The following is an 18,117-nucleotide window of genomic DNA, read 5'->3' on the forward strand; positions in this document are numbered from 1 at the left end:
TTTAGAACATCTTTCCTTTCACCTACACTATTATTCATAACGAAGACAATCAACTGGATCCAATTTAGATGCTTTATTAGCTGGAAGTATACCAGCGGCAATTCCGATTGATATTGATATTCCAACAGATAGTAGACCGAGATTTACAGAAATAATAAGTGGCCAGCCACCTATGAGTGCAGCTATCCAGGCAAAGATAATACCTAATCCAAAACCAATCGCTCCGCCCAATGCTGTTAAAATACAAGCTTCAATGAGAAATTGCATTAGTATTTCCCCTCTTGTTGCACCAAGTGCTTTTCGAACACCAATTTCACGCGTGCGCTCTGTAACGGATATAAGCATGATATTCATCACACCAGCACCACCTACCATTAAAGACATCCCAGCGATACAAGCGAACACCATTTTCAACTCTCGGGATGTTTCTTCTAGTCCTTGACTATTTGTTCCCGTATCCACCGCCGTAAATGGATGCTCAAATTCCGGTGATTTCAATTCATTTAATACAGATAAAGCTTGTTTCTCTACAGTTTCTCTTTCACTAGGAGAAGATAACTTAATTTGCACTGTATCATACTCCTCAATCCCTGAAATCAGCGGTACATTATCAATCGGTGTATACCCTACATAAGATTTAAATTGCCGGTTCAAACTATCCTCATGTTTGTACACCCCAGCAACCTTATATGGTTTTCCTTTTATATCTATATACAAATCATCTTTCCAAGTATCAAATACCTTTATAAATAAATCTTCATGGAGAATTACAATAGGAGTTGGTTTTTTTAGCTCATCCTCTGTTAACTCACGTCCATGTACCATTTTTATTTTACGATCCTGCATAAAATTACCTGTTCCCGCAAACAAATTAAAAGCAACATCTTGTGAACCCGTATATGCTTTTACGTTCATACTCACATCTGGATACACATCTTTTACACCAGGTATCATTTGTAATTGCTTTACCATATCTGATGTAATTTTCGCTTTCTCTAATGGGAAATCTGGATTGTTATACTCTATATTAATTTCATCCATATGGTTGTTCTTCTCAAACTCTTTTTGCATCTTTGCAGTTTGCCCATCACCCATTGCGAGAATCGTAATAATCGCAATGATTCCAATAATAAGTCCCAGCATCGTTAAAATGGATCGCATTTTATGTGCAAAGATAGAAGATATAGCCATACGTATATTTTCATGTATATTCAAATTTATTCTCTCCAATCCTGAACAATGTTTCCGTCACGAATAACAATTTGCCGTGCTGCAGCTTCCCCGATTTCACGATCATGAGTAATCATAATAATGGTTGAGCCTTGCTTGTTTAATTCGTAAAATAGATTTACAATTTGTTCACTTGTTTTCGTGTCTAGTGCACCTGTTGGTTCATCTGCCAAAATAAATTTCGGGTTATTTACAATTGCGCGTGCAACTGCAACACGCTGTTTTTGTCCACCTGACAATTCATTTGGAAGATGGGTAGCGTGACTAGCTAAACCAACTTTTGTTAAAGCTGCTAATGAACGCTCTTGCCTTTCTTTTTTATCGACTCCTGCATAAATAAGTGGTAATTCAATGTTTTGCAACGCTGTAAGTCGTGGCAATAACATGAAGTTTTGAAATACAAATCCAATCTCTTTATTACGAACATGCGCAAGTTCAGTTTCAGACATGTTTGAAATATTTTGCCCAGCTAATTCATACGTACCTGTCGTAGGCTTATCTAAGCACCCAATAATATTCATTAATGTTGATTTACCAGAACCAGAAGGCCCCATGATAGAAGTGAATTCTCCTTGATTTAGCGTTACATCAATTCCGTGCAATATTTGAATGGATTCTTCACCATTTTGAAAAGATTTTTTAATGCCTTGTAAGTTAATCATTGCGTGGAAACCTCCATACCGTCTTTTAGATTTACAGTAGGTCTAGAGATAATTTTTTCTCCTTTTTTCACTCCGGAAATTTTTGCTTCATTACCTGTTTCAAATTCAACCGTAACAACTTGTTCTTTTGCTTTTCCGTCTTTTACAACAAAGACAACATTTTTATCACCTTTTTTTAAAATACTGGTCTTTGGAATGACTGTACCCGTTGCTTCACCTGATTTAGTTTCTACGTATACGTGGAAACCATTTTGTAAGCCTTCACTATTGTCTAATGTCACAGTAAATGGATAACTAGAAACTGTTTTGTTTTCATCCATACTTTTTAATGGTGTAGAACCAATTTCTGTTACTTTTCCTGTCCATGTTTTACCCGCTACAGTTTTTGATGAAACTATTATTTCTTGTCCAATTTTTACATTAGCAAGTTCAAATTCAGACATTTGACCTGCTACTTTAAATGGACCTGCATGGCGAAGTGTAATTCCGCTCATACCGTTTCTTTCATTAGAAGCTGTAATAATATCATCAATTACACCGTCAGCAGGACTCATAACAGAAAGTGTGTTTACTTTCTCTTTTGCTACTTTAATCATTTCATCCGCTTTTTCTACTTCAAACTTCTTCATTTCAAGCTGTGATTCTAATTGTTGAATTTCAATCTCTGACGCTTTTACTGCTTCTGCAGGAAGACCAGCATTTTTATCTTTTTGTAGCTTTTGTTTTGCTGCATCAATTTGTTTTTGTTGTAATGTTACTTCTTTTTGTGCAATTTTCTTTTGCATTTCCACTTCTGTTACACCTTGTTTAACAGTTGGATCATTGTATTTAAACAGAAGCTGTCCTTTCTTTACTTCATCGCCTTTTTTAACAGCTAGTTCATTCGTACCTTTTGTTGGATCAAATGAAATGATCTCCATTCCATTTGGAATCACTTCACCAGCAAACTTTTGCTGATTTTCGATTTGTTTTTCTAGTACTTCAGATGTTTTATAGGTCATAACTGGTTCAGAACTTCCGGCAAAAGTCATATAAGCCCCAGCTCCTATACCAACTGTTAATACACCAACAATGACTACCTTATTTACTGTCTTCATATTATCCTCACTATTTCTTGTACTTTATTTTTGGAGACCATTATTTCCGTTTGTATAATTAGTTAACATTTTTAGAAATTATATATAAATTAGATTTCAAAGTATTAACATATCTCTTTTAAAATCAAATTGTGATAAAAATCTAGGCCTATACTTTTCGCAATATAAAAAGCCCCACCTTTTATTAGTAATTTCTCTTTGGCCTAACCTATAAATAGGATAGAAGAAATTAATTAAATAAAAAGTGGGGTAATAATTAAATATTTATTAAATTTTTCAATTCTCTTCTTTTGGTAATCTTACTTCAAAAATTGTTCTCACTACATTACTTTCTGCAGAAATCTTCCCATTATGTTTCTCAACAATATTTTTAGCAATAAATAATCCAAGACCCGTACTATTTTTCTGTACTGTTCTTGCTTTATCACCTGTATAAAACATATCAAAAAGATAGGGTAACTCTTCTTCTGAAATACTTTCTCCATAATTAATAATCTGTACAACAACGTCTCCATCTTCACTGTATCCATTCATATCAACAAACTTCCCATTATTTCCATATCGAACCGCATTTGTTAGAAGATTTTCAAATACTCGTGCTAACAAATTCCCGTCACCGTTGATAGTTAAATTTGGTGCAACATGTAATCTAGCCTCTAATTGATTTTTCTCTAATAATGGATATAATTCCAAATCTAATTGCACGAGCAATTCACTTATATTAATGTTTTTTTTATCTATTTGTTGTACACCATAGTCCATTCGTGTAATTTCAAATAACTCATCAATTAAACTTTCAAGTCGTTGTGATTTTGCGAATGCAATTGTAGAATAATATTTAATTTGTTCCGCAGTTAAGTTTTTCTCATTGAGAATTAAATCTAAATAACCTAGGACAGATGTTAATGGTGTTCTTAAATCATGAGCTAAGTTAACAACAAGTTGATCTTTACTACTTTCTGCAAAGTCTCCTCGTTCAACCGCCTCTTTTAATTTTTCACTTGCAATATTAATTGCGCGTGCAATATCGCTGAATTCATCATTTGATGAAATATAAACTTTATGTGTGAAATCTCCTTTAGAGAGATGATGAATGCCATTAGAAATTTCATCAAAATACCTTAAATAAGGTTTCGTTAAAAAGAAAAAGAATAAAATAGATAGCAAAGTGAAGGAAAGGAAAGAAAAATAAATACTTCCCCCAACCACTCTATTTGCTACATAGTCTTCATGACTAACCATCATTCTAAAAGAGAACCCTAATGTTTTATAAATTATATATGTTCCGAAAGCTGCTAACATCATACTTAGTGCAAACAAGGCAATCATTTTAAACCTAAAACTTTTTATTATTTTAGCCATTGAAAGTATAACCTACTCCCCATATCGTTTTTATTAACTTGTTCTTCCTTTTATCTTCTCCAAGTTTCTTTCGTAAAGTACGAATATGCACCGTAACTGTATTATTGTTATCATCATAATAATCATTTGTCCATATCTGCTGAAAAATATTTTCAAGGCTATATACTTTTTTCGGATGACTTGCCAATAAATATAAAATCTCAAACTCTTTTGGTGTCAAATCAATTCGTTCTCCGTATACATGTACCGTTCTTTTCTCAAAATCAATAACAACGCCTCCAGCCTCTAAAACAGATGTTTCTTCTACTTTCGGTTGATTTAACGTAAGAAATCGGCGAAGTTGAGCATTCACACGTGCAACTAATTCAATTGGTGTAAAAGGTTTCGTCATATAATCATCTGCACCTAGTACAAGACCCGTCACTTTATCAAAATCAGATGTTTTCGCACTTAAGAAAATAATTGGCATATTTTGTTTGGTACGGATTTGACGCGTCACCTCATAACCATCCATTTTTGGCATCATGATGTCTAAAACCACTAAATCAATTGCCTGCGATTGAATAATTTCAATTGCGTCTTCTCCATCAGTTGCTTTTACAACCTGGTATCCTTCTTTTTTTAAATGTATTTCAATTAATTCAGCAATCTTCAAGTCATCATCAGCTATTAGAATTGTAATCTGCTTCATTTTATCCTACCTCTTCTTTTTCTTCCTCATATTCAAATACAAAATTGATTACTCTATTAATTTCATCTGCAAAATTACTAATGTGTAATTCATTCTTTTTGAAAATAGTTTGAATTCCTATCATTCCTAAAAAAAAAACATTCTTTTAGTATTTTTTGAATGGCTATAAAATTCCACGTTTCTACATTGAAATCTTATCATTTTCAGAAGGAAAGTGCAGAATGTCTCTAATAAAGCATATTTTTAAATACCTTACTAGCATCATTCTAATATTTTCCCTCATTGAAAATGTAGCTCCATTATGAATAGAACTTATCGCATACAGTCAAGTTTGGAATAAAGTATCATTGACTAGATAACAAGCAAAACCAGCTCGTATTCCATTACATACATATCAAATATATATAATATCTAGATTGCTTTTTAGCCATACATCTAAAGTTCCTTTATCAATCCATAGTTTCTTCTATAATTTTGAAGGCATCCTCCTTTTTTTTTATACGTACATACTTTTTCTACCCATGGAAAATAAATTATTAATTTGTCTTTATCTTGTACCATTTTTTGTTTTTGAGTAAAATTGTTTCCATAATCAATATTTATCCATTTATTATCAAGCCAAGTGTATGTCCCTGCATTTTTATATTCATTTGCTATTTTTTGAGTATGCATCTCTATTAACCATATAGTTTTCTTTTTTTATTTTCTGGATTAACTTCGATTTTCTTATCAAACTGGTAAGAAACCGGACAAGTAGTGTCATTATCCGCTAATCTCCAATTCCCATTCAATTCTTTACCGCTACATCCAATTAGCAATAAACTAAGGCTAATTGGAACAATTAACTTTTTTATTTTTTTCATTATACATTTACCTTTCATTATCACTTTTTTATCTAATGCGTAGCTCAGTACAATTCCTTCTTTAACAGAAAGGTATTATATGAATTCCAACATGTATAAGATAGAGAAAATTAATTAAATAAAATGTAGGGCAAATATAAAATTTTCATTAAATTTTTAAACTCTCTGCATTTTGCAATCTTATTTTAAATATTGCTCTTAGTTCATTACTTCCAGCAAGCCTTGTTCACTTATGCTATTTAAAGATACCTTTAAGCAAAATAAATGTGCTTAAAAATATCTTCCTATAAAAGATTAATTGCTTTTAAGATTTTAATATTAAAACGGATTATTGGGAAATCAACATTAGTTTGTAGAGGTATAATTATGGTAGCAAATGTAAAGAGATAATTTTATATGCAAAATATTTACAGAAGAAATTTATCCAAGGTAGAAAAATAGAGAAATAACAGGAGTTAAGTTTATGAAACTATTAAAACTGAAGAAAAATAATTTTATAAAATAGTGAAAGAATATGAAGCACACAAAGTAACAACTAACCTATAACGAATTAGAGCCGAAAATTTCTTAGAGTAGAAAAATCGGCTTTTTTTATGTCAAAATTTGCTTAGCGTATACTTTCGTTAAAATGCGGGTGGTATCCCATCGCCATCAAGCTAAGCTTATATAAGTTTAATTTCACGTGAAATTTTTTCGTTTTTCTAAAGACCAATGTAAGTTCTTTAAAGATTTGCATGCCAAATAAACCCTATCAGGTTTCAGTTTTTTGGATTACGCTACATGACTGTGAGACATAGAAAAGTTGTATACGACGCCTAAGATATCAAAGACTGTTTTCTTCTCATACCTATGGGATTTTCGTCCGTTTTTCTGTAAGAGATTGAACAGACGAAAGAGAATCTTTGTTAATTCCTGGGTGTCTTTTTGTAAAGATTGATAAATAAGTGGAAAATAATCTTTGATGATATAAATTGCTTTATATTCACTTAATTCTCGTTTCTTCTTGATGAGGAGTAATTGGCGCATTTGAAACATGGTGGAGGAACAAAGAAGGATACTTATTAATTGTCCGTATAAGTGACATTCTAGTCGTTCTAATTTTACAGAATTACAGTGATGAATACGAAAAAATGATTTCCATGTTTTAAAAATAAGTTCAATTTGCCAGCGTAAGGAGTAAAAATTGTATACTTGTTCCTTTGGTAGATATTCTAAAGGAATATTTGTAATGTAAAAGTTAATTGCACTAAGCCTCTTACTACGTTCTTTATAGGTAATTTGCTTCTTATGTTCTTTAGATGCTAAATCCTTTTGCCTACGTTTCATTTGTGTTTCAGTTAATTTGTACAGAATGAGTCTTGCAGGAAGTTTTTGATACATTCCAATATAAATTTCAGGAATTTCATATGTTTCACCTGACTGTAATTGGTCAATGAATTGCTCCATATCTAATTGGATGTACTCAGAGTGCTTTTTTATTGTTCCATTTTGAAAGTATTCAGGCTCATTATTCTTTTGATATATACGTGTATTGAGCTTTAATCTTGAAATAAAATAAGCATTACACTCTTCTATAGTATGTAAGTCTTTTAGGTCGAAGTATCCTAAATCACGTATACATACATCGTTCGGTTGAAGGGACGCTAAACAAGTAGAACCATACGTTTTATCATTGTGCCTTCCCGATCCTACATGAACATGAAGAAATTGACCACTTAGTAAATCATACTCTAGTTGAATTTTCACACCAGCATTTTGACCACTACCACCTGAACCTTGATATATAGAAGTGAATTTATCCGGAATCTGAAAATGTGTAGAATCCAATACACGAATACGTCGAAAATAGTTTGTATACAAAGTTGGAATCTTGTTAGAAGAACAAAATTGTTGGTGAAGTAAATGTGCTAAGAGTTGTTGTAAAAACTGAACAGCCTGAGAATTAAAACGTTGATTGAGTCCTTCTGGACTCATAGAAATGCCTGTGTTAGCTTCTAATCGACTACATAATTGTACCAATGAAGTATGGGCTATATTTTGACTTAACCAAATACATAGAGCCACTAAATCTTGTGCGCGGTATTTACTTTTTCGTTTAACAAATCCTACATTTTTAGCTAATTGCTCTAAAGCATCAGGTGACATATATCGTTGCAATTCTTTAGAAAACAATTCTAATTCATCAGAAATCGATAAATTCATACTAAAACGCCATCCTTTCCTATGATTCTATAGAAAGAATAGCGTATTTTTTCATTTTAGGGGGAATTTTGTTTTATTAGCTTGATAGCGATGTGGTGGGACCCCTGATTCTATTGTTTCTGCCCGAAAAAGATAAAATGTTAGACTGACTTTAATGTAAAACCAGCGATAGTCTTTGACAAAAATAAAGTCCTAGACTGCTGCTGGTTTATTGGACTAGCGTAATTAATTGTCACTTATCATTATTGGCTACTTTCATTTTGTCTTCCATACCGTTATCCCGAGTATCGGCATAAGCGACACAACTGTATCCTATTTTTCTCATTCTTAGCTCCGTTTTATGTTTAGTCTGCCCCTCTCTCTTTGACGAACAACCATAATCCAATTGCAAAGAAAAGCAAAATATAGGCGATATCTATCGCTAACGACATAGGTAAGCCAACTAATTCTGATTTATATTGTGACGTGCTCCAATAGACACTTAAATCATCATGATGAATGAATAGAATGTGTGTCCATGATGTAGATAAGAGACTACCTCCAAATATCATTTGTAAAAAGTATAGCACTAAGCTACTGCCTACTGCGATAGCAGCTGATCTCGTCCACACGCCAATCAAGGATGCTAGACTTGCATATAGGCAACATTGCAATACGATTGCTCCGATAGAGTATATAACATCCATCATGTCACCCCATTGTATATTTGTGGGAGCCATCAGAGGATTCACTAACAAAGAAACAATGAATATATTAACAGCACCCGTAATGATGAGCAAAATCATCGCAGCAATTTTTGCAACATACAACCTCGAGCGCGAGGACGTATGCAGGAACAGTTGTTTCAGAGTACCATATTGATATTCATCCGTCCAAATAAGAGGTGACAAAACAATCGCCCAAGGTAGAATAACAAGCATTCCCGATAGGCCAAGCAAAGCATTTACCATTTGAGCCACCGTATCATCAGCCTTGAGATTACTGGTGTATGCCCAAGAGAACAGTACTGTCATCACAATAAAACCAATGTGTGAAAGAATAAAGATTCTTTTATTCACTATCTTCAAACATTCATTCCATAACAATTTAACTCACCTCACCGCGCGCAGTTGTCCATTTTAAAAACTTATCCTCTAAACTCGTATGTGCCGACAACACCCGATGAACTTCCACCCCAGCATCACACAATGCTCGAATCAGCTTTGGAACTTGACCTTCATCAATAGCTACTATCATAGTATGCAAACCGTTAGATAATTTCTCTGTCTGCATATAATCCAATGCATGATGATCATCCCCAAACAAGTTAACCACAACTTCGCTTGTAAGCTCAACATTATCAATGTGAAGTGTGATACAGAATTCCCCATCATTTAACCCATCATCAATCCGCTGCTCTGTCACTAAGCAGCCATTCTGCATAATAACCACTCGGCGTGCCATCTGCTCAATCTCAGACAGTTGATGACTGGAAATCACAATTGCTACGCCCAACTCTGCCGCAATTCTATTTAAATAGTTCCGGGTTTCACGGACACCAGCAGGATCAAGTGCATTCATCGGCTCATCTAACACAAGCAACTTTGGCTTTCCCAGTAGCGCTTGTGCAATTCCCAAGCGTTGTTTCATTCCCATGGAGTACGTGCCTACTCGCTGCTCAAGTGCATGTTCTATACCGGTTAGACTGGCTACCTCCAGCAACCAATCCTTACTCACATTTTTGTGCAAACGCTGATATTGACGTAAATTTTCGTACCCACTCAAATAAGGATAGAATGCAGGTGCTTCAATCACTGCCCCTACATTGAAGAGTGCTTTAGAAAACTGACTTTTAATACTGTAGCCTGCAATCTGCACGTCCCCGGCACTTATTGTGCTTAGACCAACTATCATCTTCATTGTGGTTGTCTTGCCCGCTCCGTTCGCACCAAGTAGTCCAATAATCTCTCCCTCTACCACATCGAACGATATGTCTTGCACAATCAACTTGCCCTTGATTTCTTTCGTTAGGTGTTGCACCGATAGTACCGTTTTCAATTTCCCCACTCCTTACAATATAAGTACAGCCTCATTTCATGAATTCATTAAGAACAGCCTGTAAAGAAAAATCAGCTATGAACTCATTTCTCTATAGTAATATTGATAATAACTTGAAGTATGTAACAACTGACTGTGATTTCCTACATCGTAAACCTTCCCATTCTCCAAAACAATGATCATGTCGCTATTCATCACCGTCGATAACCGATGGGCCATCACTATTCGTTTACAATTAATACTTGGTAAATATTCATCTGCCCGCGCTTCACTTATATGATTCAAAGCGCTCGTTGCTTCACCCAATACTAGTACGGTAGGATTATTAAGTAGTGCCCTGGCCAAAGCTATTCGTTGTCTTTGTCCTCCTGAAATATTCCTGCCCATTTCAGCTAAAAATGTCTGATATTGCATCGGCATCGCCATCAACTTAAGAAATTGATTGTTCCCCAAAACGGAAAAAATGAGCCGAATTCTCATAAATAATTGTGAAAAGGTAAAATTCTCGTTAGCGGAAGTAATATATTGATAGGTCAATACTTACAAATCTTTTATATGTTTTCTAATATCTGCGGCTACTTTGGTAGGATCATCAATCTCAAAAAAGACATACTTATATTTTTCATGACCTTTTAATTCAATCATTACGAGAGGGACTCTATTTTCACAAGAGAGAAAGTACCATTCATCAGCATATTTAAAACTTCCTTCAAAAATATTGAGAGGAGAAATTGATGTTGCAGGCATACGAAGCATCCATTGTGGAGGATCAAAATAGTCAACATACACGCTCTTAATCGTGTTATAAGGCATTTTTAATTTTAGTTTTAATGCAAGTAATCCTGTTATCCCATTTAGTTTTAGAATCAGACCTTCATTATCAAATAATATTTCTTTCCCCATAATTCCCCCACTTTTCACGTTAACTTTTATACTTGTATACTCAAAATCCCTTTGATTTGTTTTTGGATGGTAAAACATGTTTCTCTACTCTTTCATATAGAGTAAGCAATTGCTTGATAAAAGAAAATTTCGGTACTAACCAATACGAAAATAACGCTGAAACACATCCTATTAAAGCCCCTATTACAACATCAAAAGGATAATGAACTCCTACCCAAATACGAGAGATCGCTACACAAAATGCAAGTATAAGCCATAACCATCCAGTCTTTTTACGAACAAGCCAAAATGAAAAACAAATCGAAAAAAAGAGAATCGTATGGTCACTAGGAAATGAATTATCTACAGCATGGTCGACAAGTTTATTAACATCAGGCAATACTGCAAACGGTTGATAATTCAAATGAAATTTCCCTGCTATTTTTCCAATCATCTCAGCAATCACAAAAGCAACCATCGCTTGAATAACCATCATCCTACTTTTTCTAGACCCGGTAAACCAATAAGCTATAATAATTAAACCAAGAATATATACCATATATTCTGCCAAAAATATCATGGCTGAATTTAGGAATGAATATTGTTTACCTAAATCATTAATTGCTCGAAAAATATCAATATTGAATTGAGAAAAAGACATTTTCAAATTCCTCCTTCTTTTTTCACTATAATAAAAAAAGAAAAAGGAAAACATCGAACTTTCTTACAAACATTCGTGCATTCTTACAGTTTTGTCATTTTTCTCGTCATTTTGTAAATGTATTCATAGCCTTACCTTTTGCTATTTTCTTTGGGAAACATGGTAAATTACGAGAAAGAGCGCTAAGATAACTTAACAATAAGAAGTCGATTATCTCTTTGCGTACAGGAAATCGGTTTTTCTTTATGAAATTTTGCTTAGCGTACGAAGTTTACGCTTTGTTGGTGCTAGCCCATTGCCATCAACCTAAGAAAACAGGTCACCCCCAAAACAATAAATAAGCTTTTTCGTTACAAGAAAGCCTAAAAATTTCGTTCTGGGGGTGTAATAAAATTTTAGCTTGATGGGTATGGGGTGGTATCCCATTTAGAAGAGAAAGTAAAGAACGTCAAAAAAAGAAATATATCAATGGTGCGGAACCAATGGTAGCCCCTCATCGATTGGAGCGCCAATTCGATGCATCCAAACCAAATGAAAAGTGGTTTACGGATGTGACGTATCTCTTATTTAGAGAGCGTACCTTGTATTTATCAACGATCATGGATGCCTTTAATCGTGAAATTATTAGTTGTGTCATCAGCGAATCACAAACACTGACATTAGCGATGAAAACATTGAAACAAGCAATGAGAGGGCGAAAAGTAAAAGATGTCCTTCTTCACTCGGATCAAGGAAGTATTTATACAGCAAAAGAATTTCAAGCGTATGCCAAAGAAAACGGCATGATCACCAGCATGTCCCGGAGAGGAAATTGCCATGATAATGCCGTCATGGAAAGCTTCTTTGGTCATTTAAAAAGTGAAGCTTTCTATTCACAAAAGATAACAAAAGTATCCAACACAACTGTGCGAAAGATTGTGCTAGAATACATTCATTACTACAATTGTGTGCGAATTCAAGAAAAATTAAACCACCTATCCCCTAAAGAATTTAGGGAACAAGTGGTTTAGGTGTTTTGATTGGTGTCCCGTTTTCGGGATTCACTTCACGTCGTAAGGGGTTTTATTACTTCGCAAAACTTTCAGCCAACTGTTTCTCTCTCCACATAAATGTAATGCCGAGACCAACTATTAAAACAACGCCTGAAAATGCATATGGATAATGAATATTCATATCAAATAATATTCCGCCCATCGCTGGTCCTGCGATATTTCCTAAACTCGTATAAGTCGAGTTCATACCAGCGACGAATCCTTGCTCTTTTCCGGCTGCTTTTGATAAAAACGTCGTTAAAGCTGGACGAAGTAAATCAAATGCTAAGAAAATGAAGCAAGTAACGAGAAGTACAATCCAATAATTAAAGACTACAGTCGAGACGAATGCTAATACTGCCCCTACAATTAAACATATTTGGATTAATACTTTCTCACCGAACATGTCTACCAATTTGCCAAACATAAATACCTGTACAACTACCCCAAAGATTGAACTAATTGTAATAATGGCTGCAATATCTTTCGGCGAGAAACCAAATTTATGATCAGAGAACAAGCTAAACACTGTTTCATACGCTGATAATCCGAATGCGAGTACAAATACAATAATAAATGCAATTGCATACATTGGATGTAATGATTTTTTTAAATCACCAATAAAACTTGATTCCTTCGTATTAGAAGAAATCTCTGCAAGTTCTTCTTTCGTTAACGGTTCTTTTAAAATAAAGATCGAAATCACACATGCTATAAAGGCAATTGCTGCTGCAACGAAAAACGGCACACGTATACCGTATTCTGCAATAAATCCGCCGATTCCAGGCCCTATAATGAATCCAGTACTAATCGCTGCAGATAAGTATCCCATCGCCTTTGGACGTTCCTGAATAGATGTAATATCCGCAACATATGCCGTAACACCAGGCATAATAAACGCAGCACTAATTCCGCCTAATACCCTTGCTACATAAAGCATCCATACATCTTTTCCTAATCCAAAAAGAAGTTCTGAAACACCAAAAATAAATAAGCCAATGATGATCATTTTCTTCCTACCGTAAAGGTCAACCCATCGGCCTGTAATAGGTGAAGTAATGAGCTGGGCCATTGCAAATACTGCAACGAGATATCCCATCGTCTTCCCTGTTAAATGCATGTCATTCATAAAGGACGGCATAACCGGAATGATTAATCCAATCCCTAAAAAAGCGATAAATATATTACTCAAAAGAATGACTAATACCATCTTTTGTTCTTTTATCGGTTTCTTCACTTTTAACACCTCTTCCCGTAAGCTCCTCTCAAAAAATAATGCCCAAGAAGCTTTTTCTTTATCCTGCTATTTGTGGGCTAATCATGAGTAGAGATGCCTCCACTCATTAGAATTTCACTCTATCCTTCCACACATACATAAATATTAGGTGAATGACTATCATTCATTTCCCCTCAAAAATAAACCTACCTTTTCAGACAGGTTCATCTCACTATTTCTTTATATGTAGTGCATGTGTTAAAAAATCTAGTACTTCTGCCTTTTGTAGCTCGACCTGCTCATCATCTTTATGATCATATAAATAAACTTGTTCCGCTGCTGATTCAACAAGAGCAATAAATAACTTCGCTGTTCGCTCTGCGTGAACCGAATCACGAATTTCACCGGCTTCTTTCGCCCCACTTAAAAATTCACTTAGCCACATATAAAGAGGCTCATACACAGCTTCCCATTCTTTTATATGTTCCGTAGATGCAAGACCTGCATACATTAAAGCTTGTATTTCACGATATTCCTCTATAAAGTGAAACACCGCATCGATTACTTGTGCCACTTTATTTGAAAAAGGTACATCTTTTTGTACTTTTTCTTTCACTGCAAGTATCATCTTTTCAACCATCACTTCTGCTATTGCAGGCATAACAGATAGCTTAGAAGGAAAATATAAATAGAAAGTTCCTTGCGCAATGCCAGCTAATTTCACGATATCAGAAATCTTCGTTTTTTCGACGCCCTTTTCCTGAAACACTTCAATAGCTGCATAGACAATTTTCTCTTTTTTATTCATCATCTAAACCCTTTCACACTCATATTGAATGACTGTCACTCATTTTATAAGATAATCGATTGTACTGTCAATGATAGTGAACTCTAAGAGGAAATCATTTTTTTATAATAAAATCTCCTAATAAACAATTAGGAGATAAAAATACAATATATCTTTAAGAAAGTGCCTTTAATCCTGTCACTCCACATACAATAAGAAACACACTAATGATACGCGCTTTACTTTTCGACTCACCAAACAAGAACATGTTTAACAAAACTGCACCTGCTGTTCCGATACCAATCCAAACCGCATACGCGACACTTACTTGTAAAAATAAGAAGGAAGTATACAAAAATGCGAAGGATGTAGCAAACCCACCTATATAAATCGCACCATTGGCTAATGTCTTATCTTTACTATACATTTTAAGTCCTATCACACCGACTATTTCACTAATTGCAGCACAAAATACGAAAAACCAACCCATTTTTAAGCAGCTCCTTCCACAGTTTCTTCTTTATTGTCAGCTAACTTTAAACCGATAACACCGGCTACTACCATAAGAATGAAGAATAGTTTCCCTGCGCTGAAACTTCCACCGAAAAGAAATACATCCATTAAGAAAGTACCTACCGTACCAGCTCCGGCGAAAATAGCATATACAGTTCCTGTTGCAAGATGTTCACACGCTTTAGAAAGGAAGTGAAAATCAACAGCGATAACTCCTAAAATAATAATCCAATGCCACCAAGTATTAGCCGTATTAAAACCAAACACCCAAAAAATTTCAAAGATACATGTTAATATGACATATAACCAAGCTCTATTTTTCATACCTCTCACCTCTTATGACTGACTATCAGTCATTTTTATTTTAAAAAAATATACTCTTTCATCAATACTATATAAAAACAAATATCATCCTCATTTATCATTGTATTTGTTCCATTTCTAAGCTAACTGCATCCTGCCATATAAAAATGACTGAATGTCATTCATATGTATTGTACATGAACATTTTAAAAACTGTCAATACCGAAATTTTAAATAAAATTTCTTTCATCCGATTTGTATATTTCCTAATAATCTGTCAATAATGCTAGTAACATAATATTTTCTCCACTCCCCCTTGGAGAGATCCCTTGAATGGAGCAGTTAGCTTTTGCTAGCTGCTCTTTTTTCCTTTTACTTCATCCAACATACCGAACCATCGCCACTTCATCACAATAATCAACCTTTGGACAATGTCTACAATCAATCCATACTTTCTCTGGTAACGCCTCTCTATTCACAAAATCAAACCCGCACTTTTGAAAAAATTCCGTTTCATATGTTAAAGAAATGACTCTATTCACTTTTATTTTCGCTGCTTCATTTATTACATGGTTCACTAACATACGCCCTATCCCTTTTCCTGCATATGTATGCGAAACTACTAACGATCGTATTTCTGCAAGATCTTCCCCCAATACATGCAATCCAGCAACTCCAACAATTTTCTCGTCCTCTTTCATAACATATAAACATTGCAAATATTGATAAAGAGACAAAAGAGAACGTGGTAAAACAACTCCCTCTTTTGCATAAACCTCAATAAGACTATAAATTTCTTTCACATCACTCGTCACCGCATTACAGATTTTCATATTACATCCCCTTGCCCTCGATATTAATATTTATAACTTAAAATGAATTTTAATTCATAATTTTATATAATAATACATCTCTCTTTTCTCCTCGTCAATCAATTTATACAAACAAAAAACCAAGCAATCTAATCGATGCTCGGTTCCTCATTTCGTATCGGCAATACTGTCGAATATTTAATTTCACGAAGTGCTAAACTTGTCTGTATCCTTGTAATACCAAGCTTATTCAGCTTTCTAATAAACTGCTCTAGTTCTTTACGATCACGATTTGCAACCTTTAATAAATAATCGTACTCTCCTGTTAAACAGTGACATTCTAACACTTCCGGCATCGATTCTAATTCTTTCTCCAACACTTCCAACTTGTCAAATTGATGAATATTCGTACTCATAAAAATAAAACATAATAAATCAAACCCAAGCTTTTCTTGATTTAAAATCGCGACTTGCTTATCGATGAAACCTTCCCCATCCAATCTTTTTATTCTTGCATGCATCGCAGCCGGTGATAAATTAACGCGACGTGCCAGCTCTGCATTACTTACTTGTGACTCCTTCTGCAATATATCTAAAATTTGTACATCCAAATCATCCAACACTTTAATAACAGACGACTCCATTACAATTCCCCCTTTTTTCTTACCGATGATTATTCGAAAAAACACCTTATACCTTACACAAAACTGAATATCATTCCGTAAATACCATTCATAACTAAAGATTTTATCGAGTTTTCATTATTATACAAAAGAATATATTACACAATAAAGAAAAATGCTAAAATTATTTACAATTCGTATTGATTACAAAAAAGGGGATTTTAGCATGCCTTATTTTTACGTCTTTTTACTATTACTAACGAGCTTATTATGGGGAGGAAATTTTGTCGTTGGAAAATCACTCGTCGATCATGCATCGCCGATGACACTGACAAATTTAAGATGGATGATTGCGATTGTTTGTTTATTACCAATGGTATGGTTTAAAGAAAAGAAAATCCTTCCACCACGTACCGCAATACTTCCGTTAATATTGATGGGAATTTCAGGGGTCGCTCTTTTTAACATCTTTCAATTTTTAGCATTAGAAAAAACATCCGCTACGAATGTAGGTCTTATCTCTACTTTGAATGCAATTTCAATTGCATTATTTTCAGTATTATTTCTAAAAGAAAAAGTAAATACACTCCAAATCCTATCCATGATTCTTTCATTCTTCGGGGTTATCCTCGTCCTATTAAAAGGTGATTTCTCGCTTTTATTTTCACTACATTTTAATAGTGGCGATTTATGGATGATTGCAGCAGTTTGTATTTGGGGAATCTATTCTGTTTGTAGTAAATGGGCAACAAAAACAACTACACCACTTATGGCAACGTTGTACTCTGGTATTTTCGGCGTTATTTTATTACTACCGTTTAACATAGGTAGCTTCACTGTTTCAAATATAAATACTTCTTTCATCACATCACTTTTATATACTGGGCTTATTTCGACAGTTCTTTGTATGGTATTTTGGAATATTGGCGTACAAAAATTAGGCGCAACTACATCAGGTATTTTTCTAAACTTCAATCCAATTTTCACAGCCATTTTAGCATTCATATTCCTCGGAGAAGAATTAACGTGGATACAAATTTTAGGAACAATTGTCGTTGTAACAGGATGTTATTTATTTTCTCATTTCAAAACTGTCGCTGTTCAGCCTGTTAGACCTTTAATGCGAAAACATCCTTAATGAAAAA

At 34.3% G+C, this 18,117-nt stretch carries 20 protein-coding genes and 1 pseudogene; 2 read left to right on the top strand and 19 right to left on the bottom strand.

The window, feature by feature from the left end; all coding sequences use genetic code 11:
* Positions 1–30: 30 nt before the first annotated feature.
* The 13 genes from N2V92_RS03155 to N2V92_RS03215 form a co-directional block, all read right to left on the bottom strand.
* On the bottom strand, positions 31–1,215 hold the full coding sequence (locus tag N2V92_RS03155) for an ABC transporter permease (RefSeq protein WP_016078070.1): 1,185 nt from the start codon (positions 1,213–1,215) through the stop codon (positions 31–33).
* Between the two features lie 2 nt (positions 1,216–1,217).
* The gene (locus N2V92_RS03160) at positions 1,218–1,892 is read right to left on the bottom strand and encodes an ABC transporter ATP-binding protein (RefSeq protein ID WP_016078071.1); all 675 of its coding nucleotides are present in this window, start codon (positions 1,890–1,892) and stop codon (positions 1,218–1,220) included.
* A complete protein-coding gene (locus N2V92_RS03165; RefSeq protein ID WP_016078072.1) occupies positions 1,889–2,989 on the bottom strand; it encodes an efflux RND transporter periplasmic adaptor subunit in 1,101 nt (366 codons plus the stop codon). The genes N2V92_RS03160 and N2V92_RS03165 overlap by 4 nt, the downstream gene beginning before the upstream one ends.
* 276 nt (positions 2,990–3,265) lie before the next feature.
* Positions 3,266–4,351: a HAMP domain-containing sensor histidine kinase gene (locus N2V92_RS03170; RefSeq protein ID WP_016078073.1), complete on the bottom strand. Its 1,086-nt coding sequence runs from the start codon at positions 4,349–4,351 to the stop codon at positions 3,266–3,268.
* The gene (locus N2V92_RS03175) at positions 4,344–5,042 is read right to left on the bottom strand and encodes a response regulator transcription factor (RefSeq protein ID WP_016078074.1); all 699 of its coding nucleotides are present in this window, start codon (positions 5,040–5,042) and stop codon (positions 4,344–4,346) included. Before N2V92_RS03175 ends, N2V92_RS03170 begins: the two co-directional genes overlap by 8 nt.
* A gap of 435 nt (positions 5,043–5,477) precedes the next feature.
* Complete coding sequence (locus N2V92_RS03180; protein ID WP_016078075.1) at positions 5,478–5,714, bottom strand: hypothetical protein; 237 nt, start codon at positions 5,712–5,714, stop codon at positions 5,478–5,480.
* A 5-nt stretch (positions 5,715–5,719) separates the two neighbouring features.
* On the bottom strand, positions 5,720–5,905 hold the full coding sequence (locus N2V92_RS03185; RefSeq protein WP_016078076.1) for a hypothetical protein: 186 nt from the start codon (positions 5,903–5,905) through the stop codon (positions 5,720–5,722).
* Positions 5,906–6,676: 771 nt separating this feature from the next.
* Positions 6,677–8,107, bottom strand: a complete 1,431-nt coding sequence (locus tag N2V92_RS03190; RefSeq protein ID WP_016078077.1) for an IS4 family transposase — start codon at positions 8,105–8,107, stop codon at positions 6,677–6,679.
* Positions 8,108–8,451: 344 nt separating this feature from the next.
* Complete coding sequence (locus N2V92_RS03195; RefSeq protein WP_016078078.1) at positions 8,452–9,192, bottom strand: ABC transporter permease; 741 nt, start codon at positions 9,190–9,192, stop codon at positions 8,452–8,454.
* Position 9,193: 1 nt separating this feature from the next.
* Complete coding sequence (locus tag N2V92_RS03200; protein ID WP_016078079.1) at positions 9,194–10,144, bottom strand: ABC transporter ATP-binding protein; 951 nt, start codon at positions 10,142–10,144, stop codon at positions 9,194–9,196.
* A 75-nt stretch (positions 10,145–10,219) separates the two neighbouring features.
* Positions 10,220–10,558 carry an ATP-binding cassette domain-containing protein gene (locus tag N2V92_RS03205; RefSeq protein WP_229172953.1) on the bottom strand — a complete coding sequence of 113 codons (339 nt, stop codon included), beginning with the start codon at positions 10,556–10,558 and terminating at the stop codon, positions 10,220–10,222.
* Positions 10,559–10,684: 126 nt separating this feature from the next.
* Entirely contained in the window at positions 10,685–11,047 is a 363-nt protein-coding gene (locus tag N2V92_RS03210; protein ID WP_033668989.1) for a hypothetical protein, read from the bottom strand.
* Between the two features lie 40 nt (positions 11,048–11,087).
* The gene (locus N2V92_RS03215; protein WP_016078081.1) at positions 11,088–11,687 is read right to left on the bottom strand and encodes an undecaprenyl-diphosphatase; all 600 of its coding nucleotides are present in this window, start codon (positions 11,685–11,687) and stop codon (positions 11,088–11,090) included.
* Between the two features lie 446 nt (positions 11,688–12,133).
* Here N2V92_RS03215 and N2V92_RS03220 point away from each other — a divergent pair.
* Positions 12,134–12,697 (top strand): annotated as a pseudogene (locus N2V92_RS03220) (IS3-like element ISBt2 family transposase); the annotation flags it as partial.
* Positions 12,698–12,752: 55 nt separating this feature from the next.
* On the opposite strand, the gene N2V92_RS03225 reads toward N2V92_RS03220, so the two are convergent.
* The 6 genes from N2V92_RS03225 to N2V92_RS03250 form a co-directional block, all read right to left on the bottom strand.
* Positions 12,753–13,955 carry an MFS transporter gene (locus N2V92_RS03225; RefSeq protein WP_000742953.1) on the bottom strand — a complete coding sequence of 401 codons (1,203 nt, stop codon included), beginning with the start codon at positions 13,953–13,955 and terminating at the stop codon, positions 12,753–12,755.
* Between the two features lie 211 nt (positions 13,956–14,166).
* Positions 14,167–14,745, bottom strand: a complete 579-nt coding sequence (locus N2V92_RS03230) for a TetR family transcriptional regulator (RefSeq protein ID WP_002162922.1) — start codon at positions 14,743–14,745, stop codon at positions 14,167–14,169.
* A gap of 151 nt (positions 14,746–14,896) precedes the next feature.
* Complete coding sequence (locus tag N2V92_RS03235; RefSeq protein WP_000539671.1) at positions 14,897–15,211, bottom strand: DMT family transporter; 315 nt, start codon at positions 15,209–15,211, stop codon at positions 14,897–14,899.
* Between the two features lie 2 nt (positions 15,212–15,213).
* Positions 15,214–15,558, bottom strand: a complete 345-nt coding sequence (locus tag N2V92_RS03240) for a DMT family transporter (RefSeq protein ID WP_000796018.1) — start codon at positions 15,556–15,558, stop codon at positions 15,214–15,216.
* A 356-nt stretch (positions 15,559–15,914) separates the two neighbouring features.
* Complete coding sequence (locus N2V92_RS03245; protein ID WP_000686659.1) at positions 15,915–16,370, bottom strand: N-acetyltransferase; 456 nt, start codon at positions 16,368–16,370, stop codon at positions 15,915–15,917.
* A 128-nt stretch (positions 16,371–16,498) separates the two neighbouring features.
* Positions 16,499–16,993 (bottom strand): Lrp/AsnC family transcriptional regulator, encoded by a 495-nt coding sequence (locus N2V92_RS03250; protein WP_000446097.1) that lies wholly within the window; start codon positions 16,991–16,993, stop codon positions 16,499–16,501.
* 205 nt (positions 16,994–17,198) lie between these two features.
* Here N2V92_RS03250 and N2V92_RS03255 point away from each other — a divergent pair, with 205 nt between their 5' ends.
* Complete coding sequence (locus tag N2V92_RS03255) at positions 17,199–18,110, top strand: DMT family transporter (protein WP_001146241.1); 912 nt, start codon at positions 17,199–17,201, stop codon at positions 18,108–18,110.
* Positions 18,111–18,117 lie beyond the last annotated feature (7 nt).

Source organism: Bacillus sp. CH_48 (assembly GCF_038008465.1).
Classification (GTDB): Bacteria; Bacillota; Bacilli; order Bacillales; family Bacillaceae_G; genus Bacillus_A; species Bacillus_A thuringiensis_S.

Bases quoted from the DNA above. Each gene is read 5' to 3' on its own strand.
- N2V92_RS03160 (WP_016078071.1), bottom strand. From the start codon at position 1,892: ATGATTAACTTACAAGGCATTAAAAAATCTTTTCAAAATGGTGAAGAA.
- N2V92_RS03165 (WP_016078072.1), bottom strand. From the start codon at position 2,989: ATGAAGACAGTAAATAAGGTAGTCATTGTTGGTGTATTAACAGTTGGT.
- N2V92_RS03170 (WP_016078073.1), bottom strand. From the start codon at position 4,351: ATGGCTAAAATAATAAAAAGTTTTAGGTTTAAAATGATTGCCTTGTTT.
- N2V92_RS03175 (WP_016078074.1), bottom strand. From the start codon at position 5,042: ATGAAGCAGATTACAATTCTAATAGCTGATGATGACTTGAAGATTGCT.
- N2V92_RS03180 (WP_016078075.1), bottom strand. From the start codon at position 5,714: ATGCATACTCAAAAAATAGCAAATGAATATAAAAATGCAGGGACATAC.
- N2V92_RS03185 (WP_016078076.1), bottom strand. From the start codon at position 5,905: ATGAAAAAAATAAAAAAGTTAATTGTTCCAATTAGCCTTAGTTTATTG.
- N2V92_RS03190 (WP_016078077.1), bottom strand. From the start codon at position 8,107: ATGAATTTATCGATTTCTGATGAATTAGAATTGTTTTCTAAAGAATTG.
- N2V92_RS03205 (WP_229172953.1), bottom strand. From the start codon at position 10,558: ATGCAATATCAGACATTTTTAGCTGAAATGGGCAGGAATATTTCAGGA.
- N2V92_RS03210 (WP_033668989.1), bottom strand. From the start codon at position 11,047: ATGGGGAAAGAAATATTATTTGATAATGAAGGTCTGATTCTAAAACTA.
- N2V92_RS03215 (WP_016078081.1), bottom strand. From the start codon at position 11,687: ATGTCTTTTTCTCAATTCAATATTGATATTTTTCGAGCAATTAATGAT.
- N2V92_RS03230 (WP_002162922.1), bottom strand. From the start codon at position 14,745: ATGATGAATAAAAAAGAGAAAATTGTCTATGCAGCTATTGAAGTGTTT.
- N2V92_RS03235 (WP_000539671.1), bottom strand. From the start codon at position 15,211: ATGGGTTGGTTTTTCGTATTTTGTGCTGCAATTAGTGAAATAGTCGGT.
- N2V92_RS03240 (WP_000796018.1), bottom strand. From the start codon at position 15,558: ATGAAAAATAGAGCTTGGTTATATGTCATATTAACATGTATCTTTGAA.
- N2V92_RS03245 (WP_000686659.1), bottom strand. From the start codon at position 16,370: ATGAAAATCTGTAATGCGGTGACGAGTGATGTGAAAGAAATTTATAGT.
- N2V92_RS03250 (WP_000446097.1), bottom strand. From the start codon at position 16,993: ATGGAGTCGTCTGTTATTAAAGTGTTGGATGATTTGGATGTACAAATT.
- N2V92_RS03255 (WP_001146241.1), top strand. From the start codon at position 17,199: ATGCCTTATTTTTACGTCTTTTTACTATTACTAACGAGCTTATTATGG.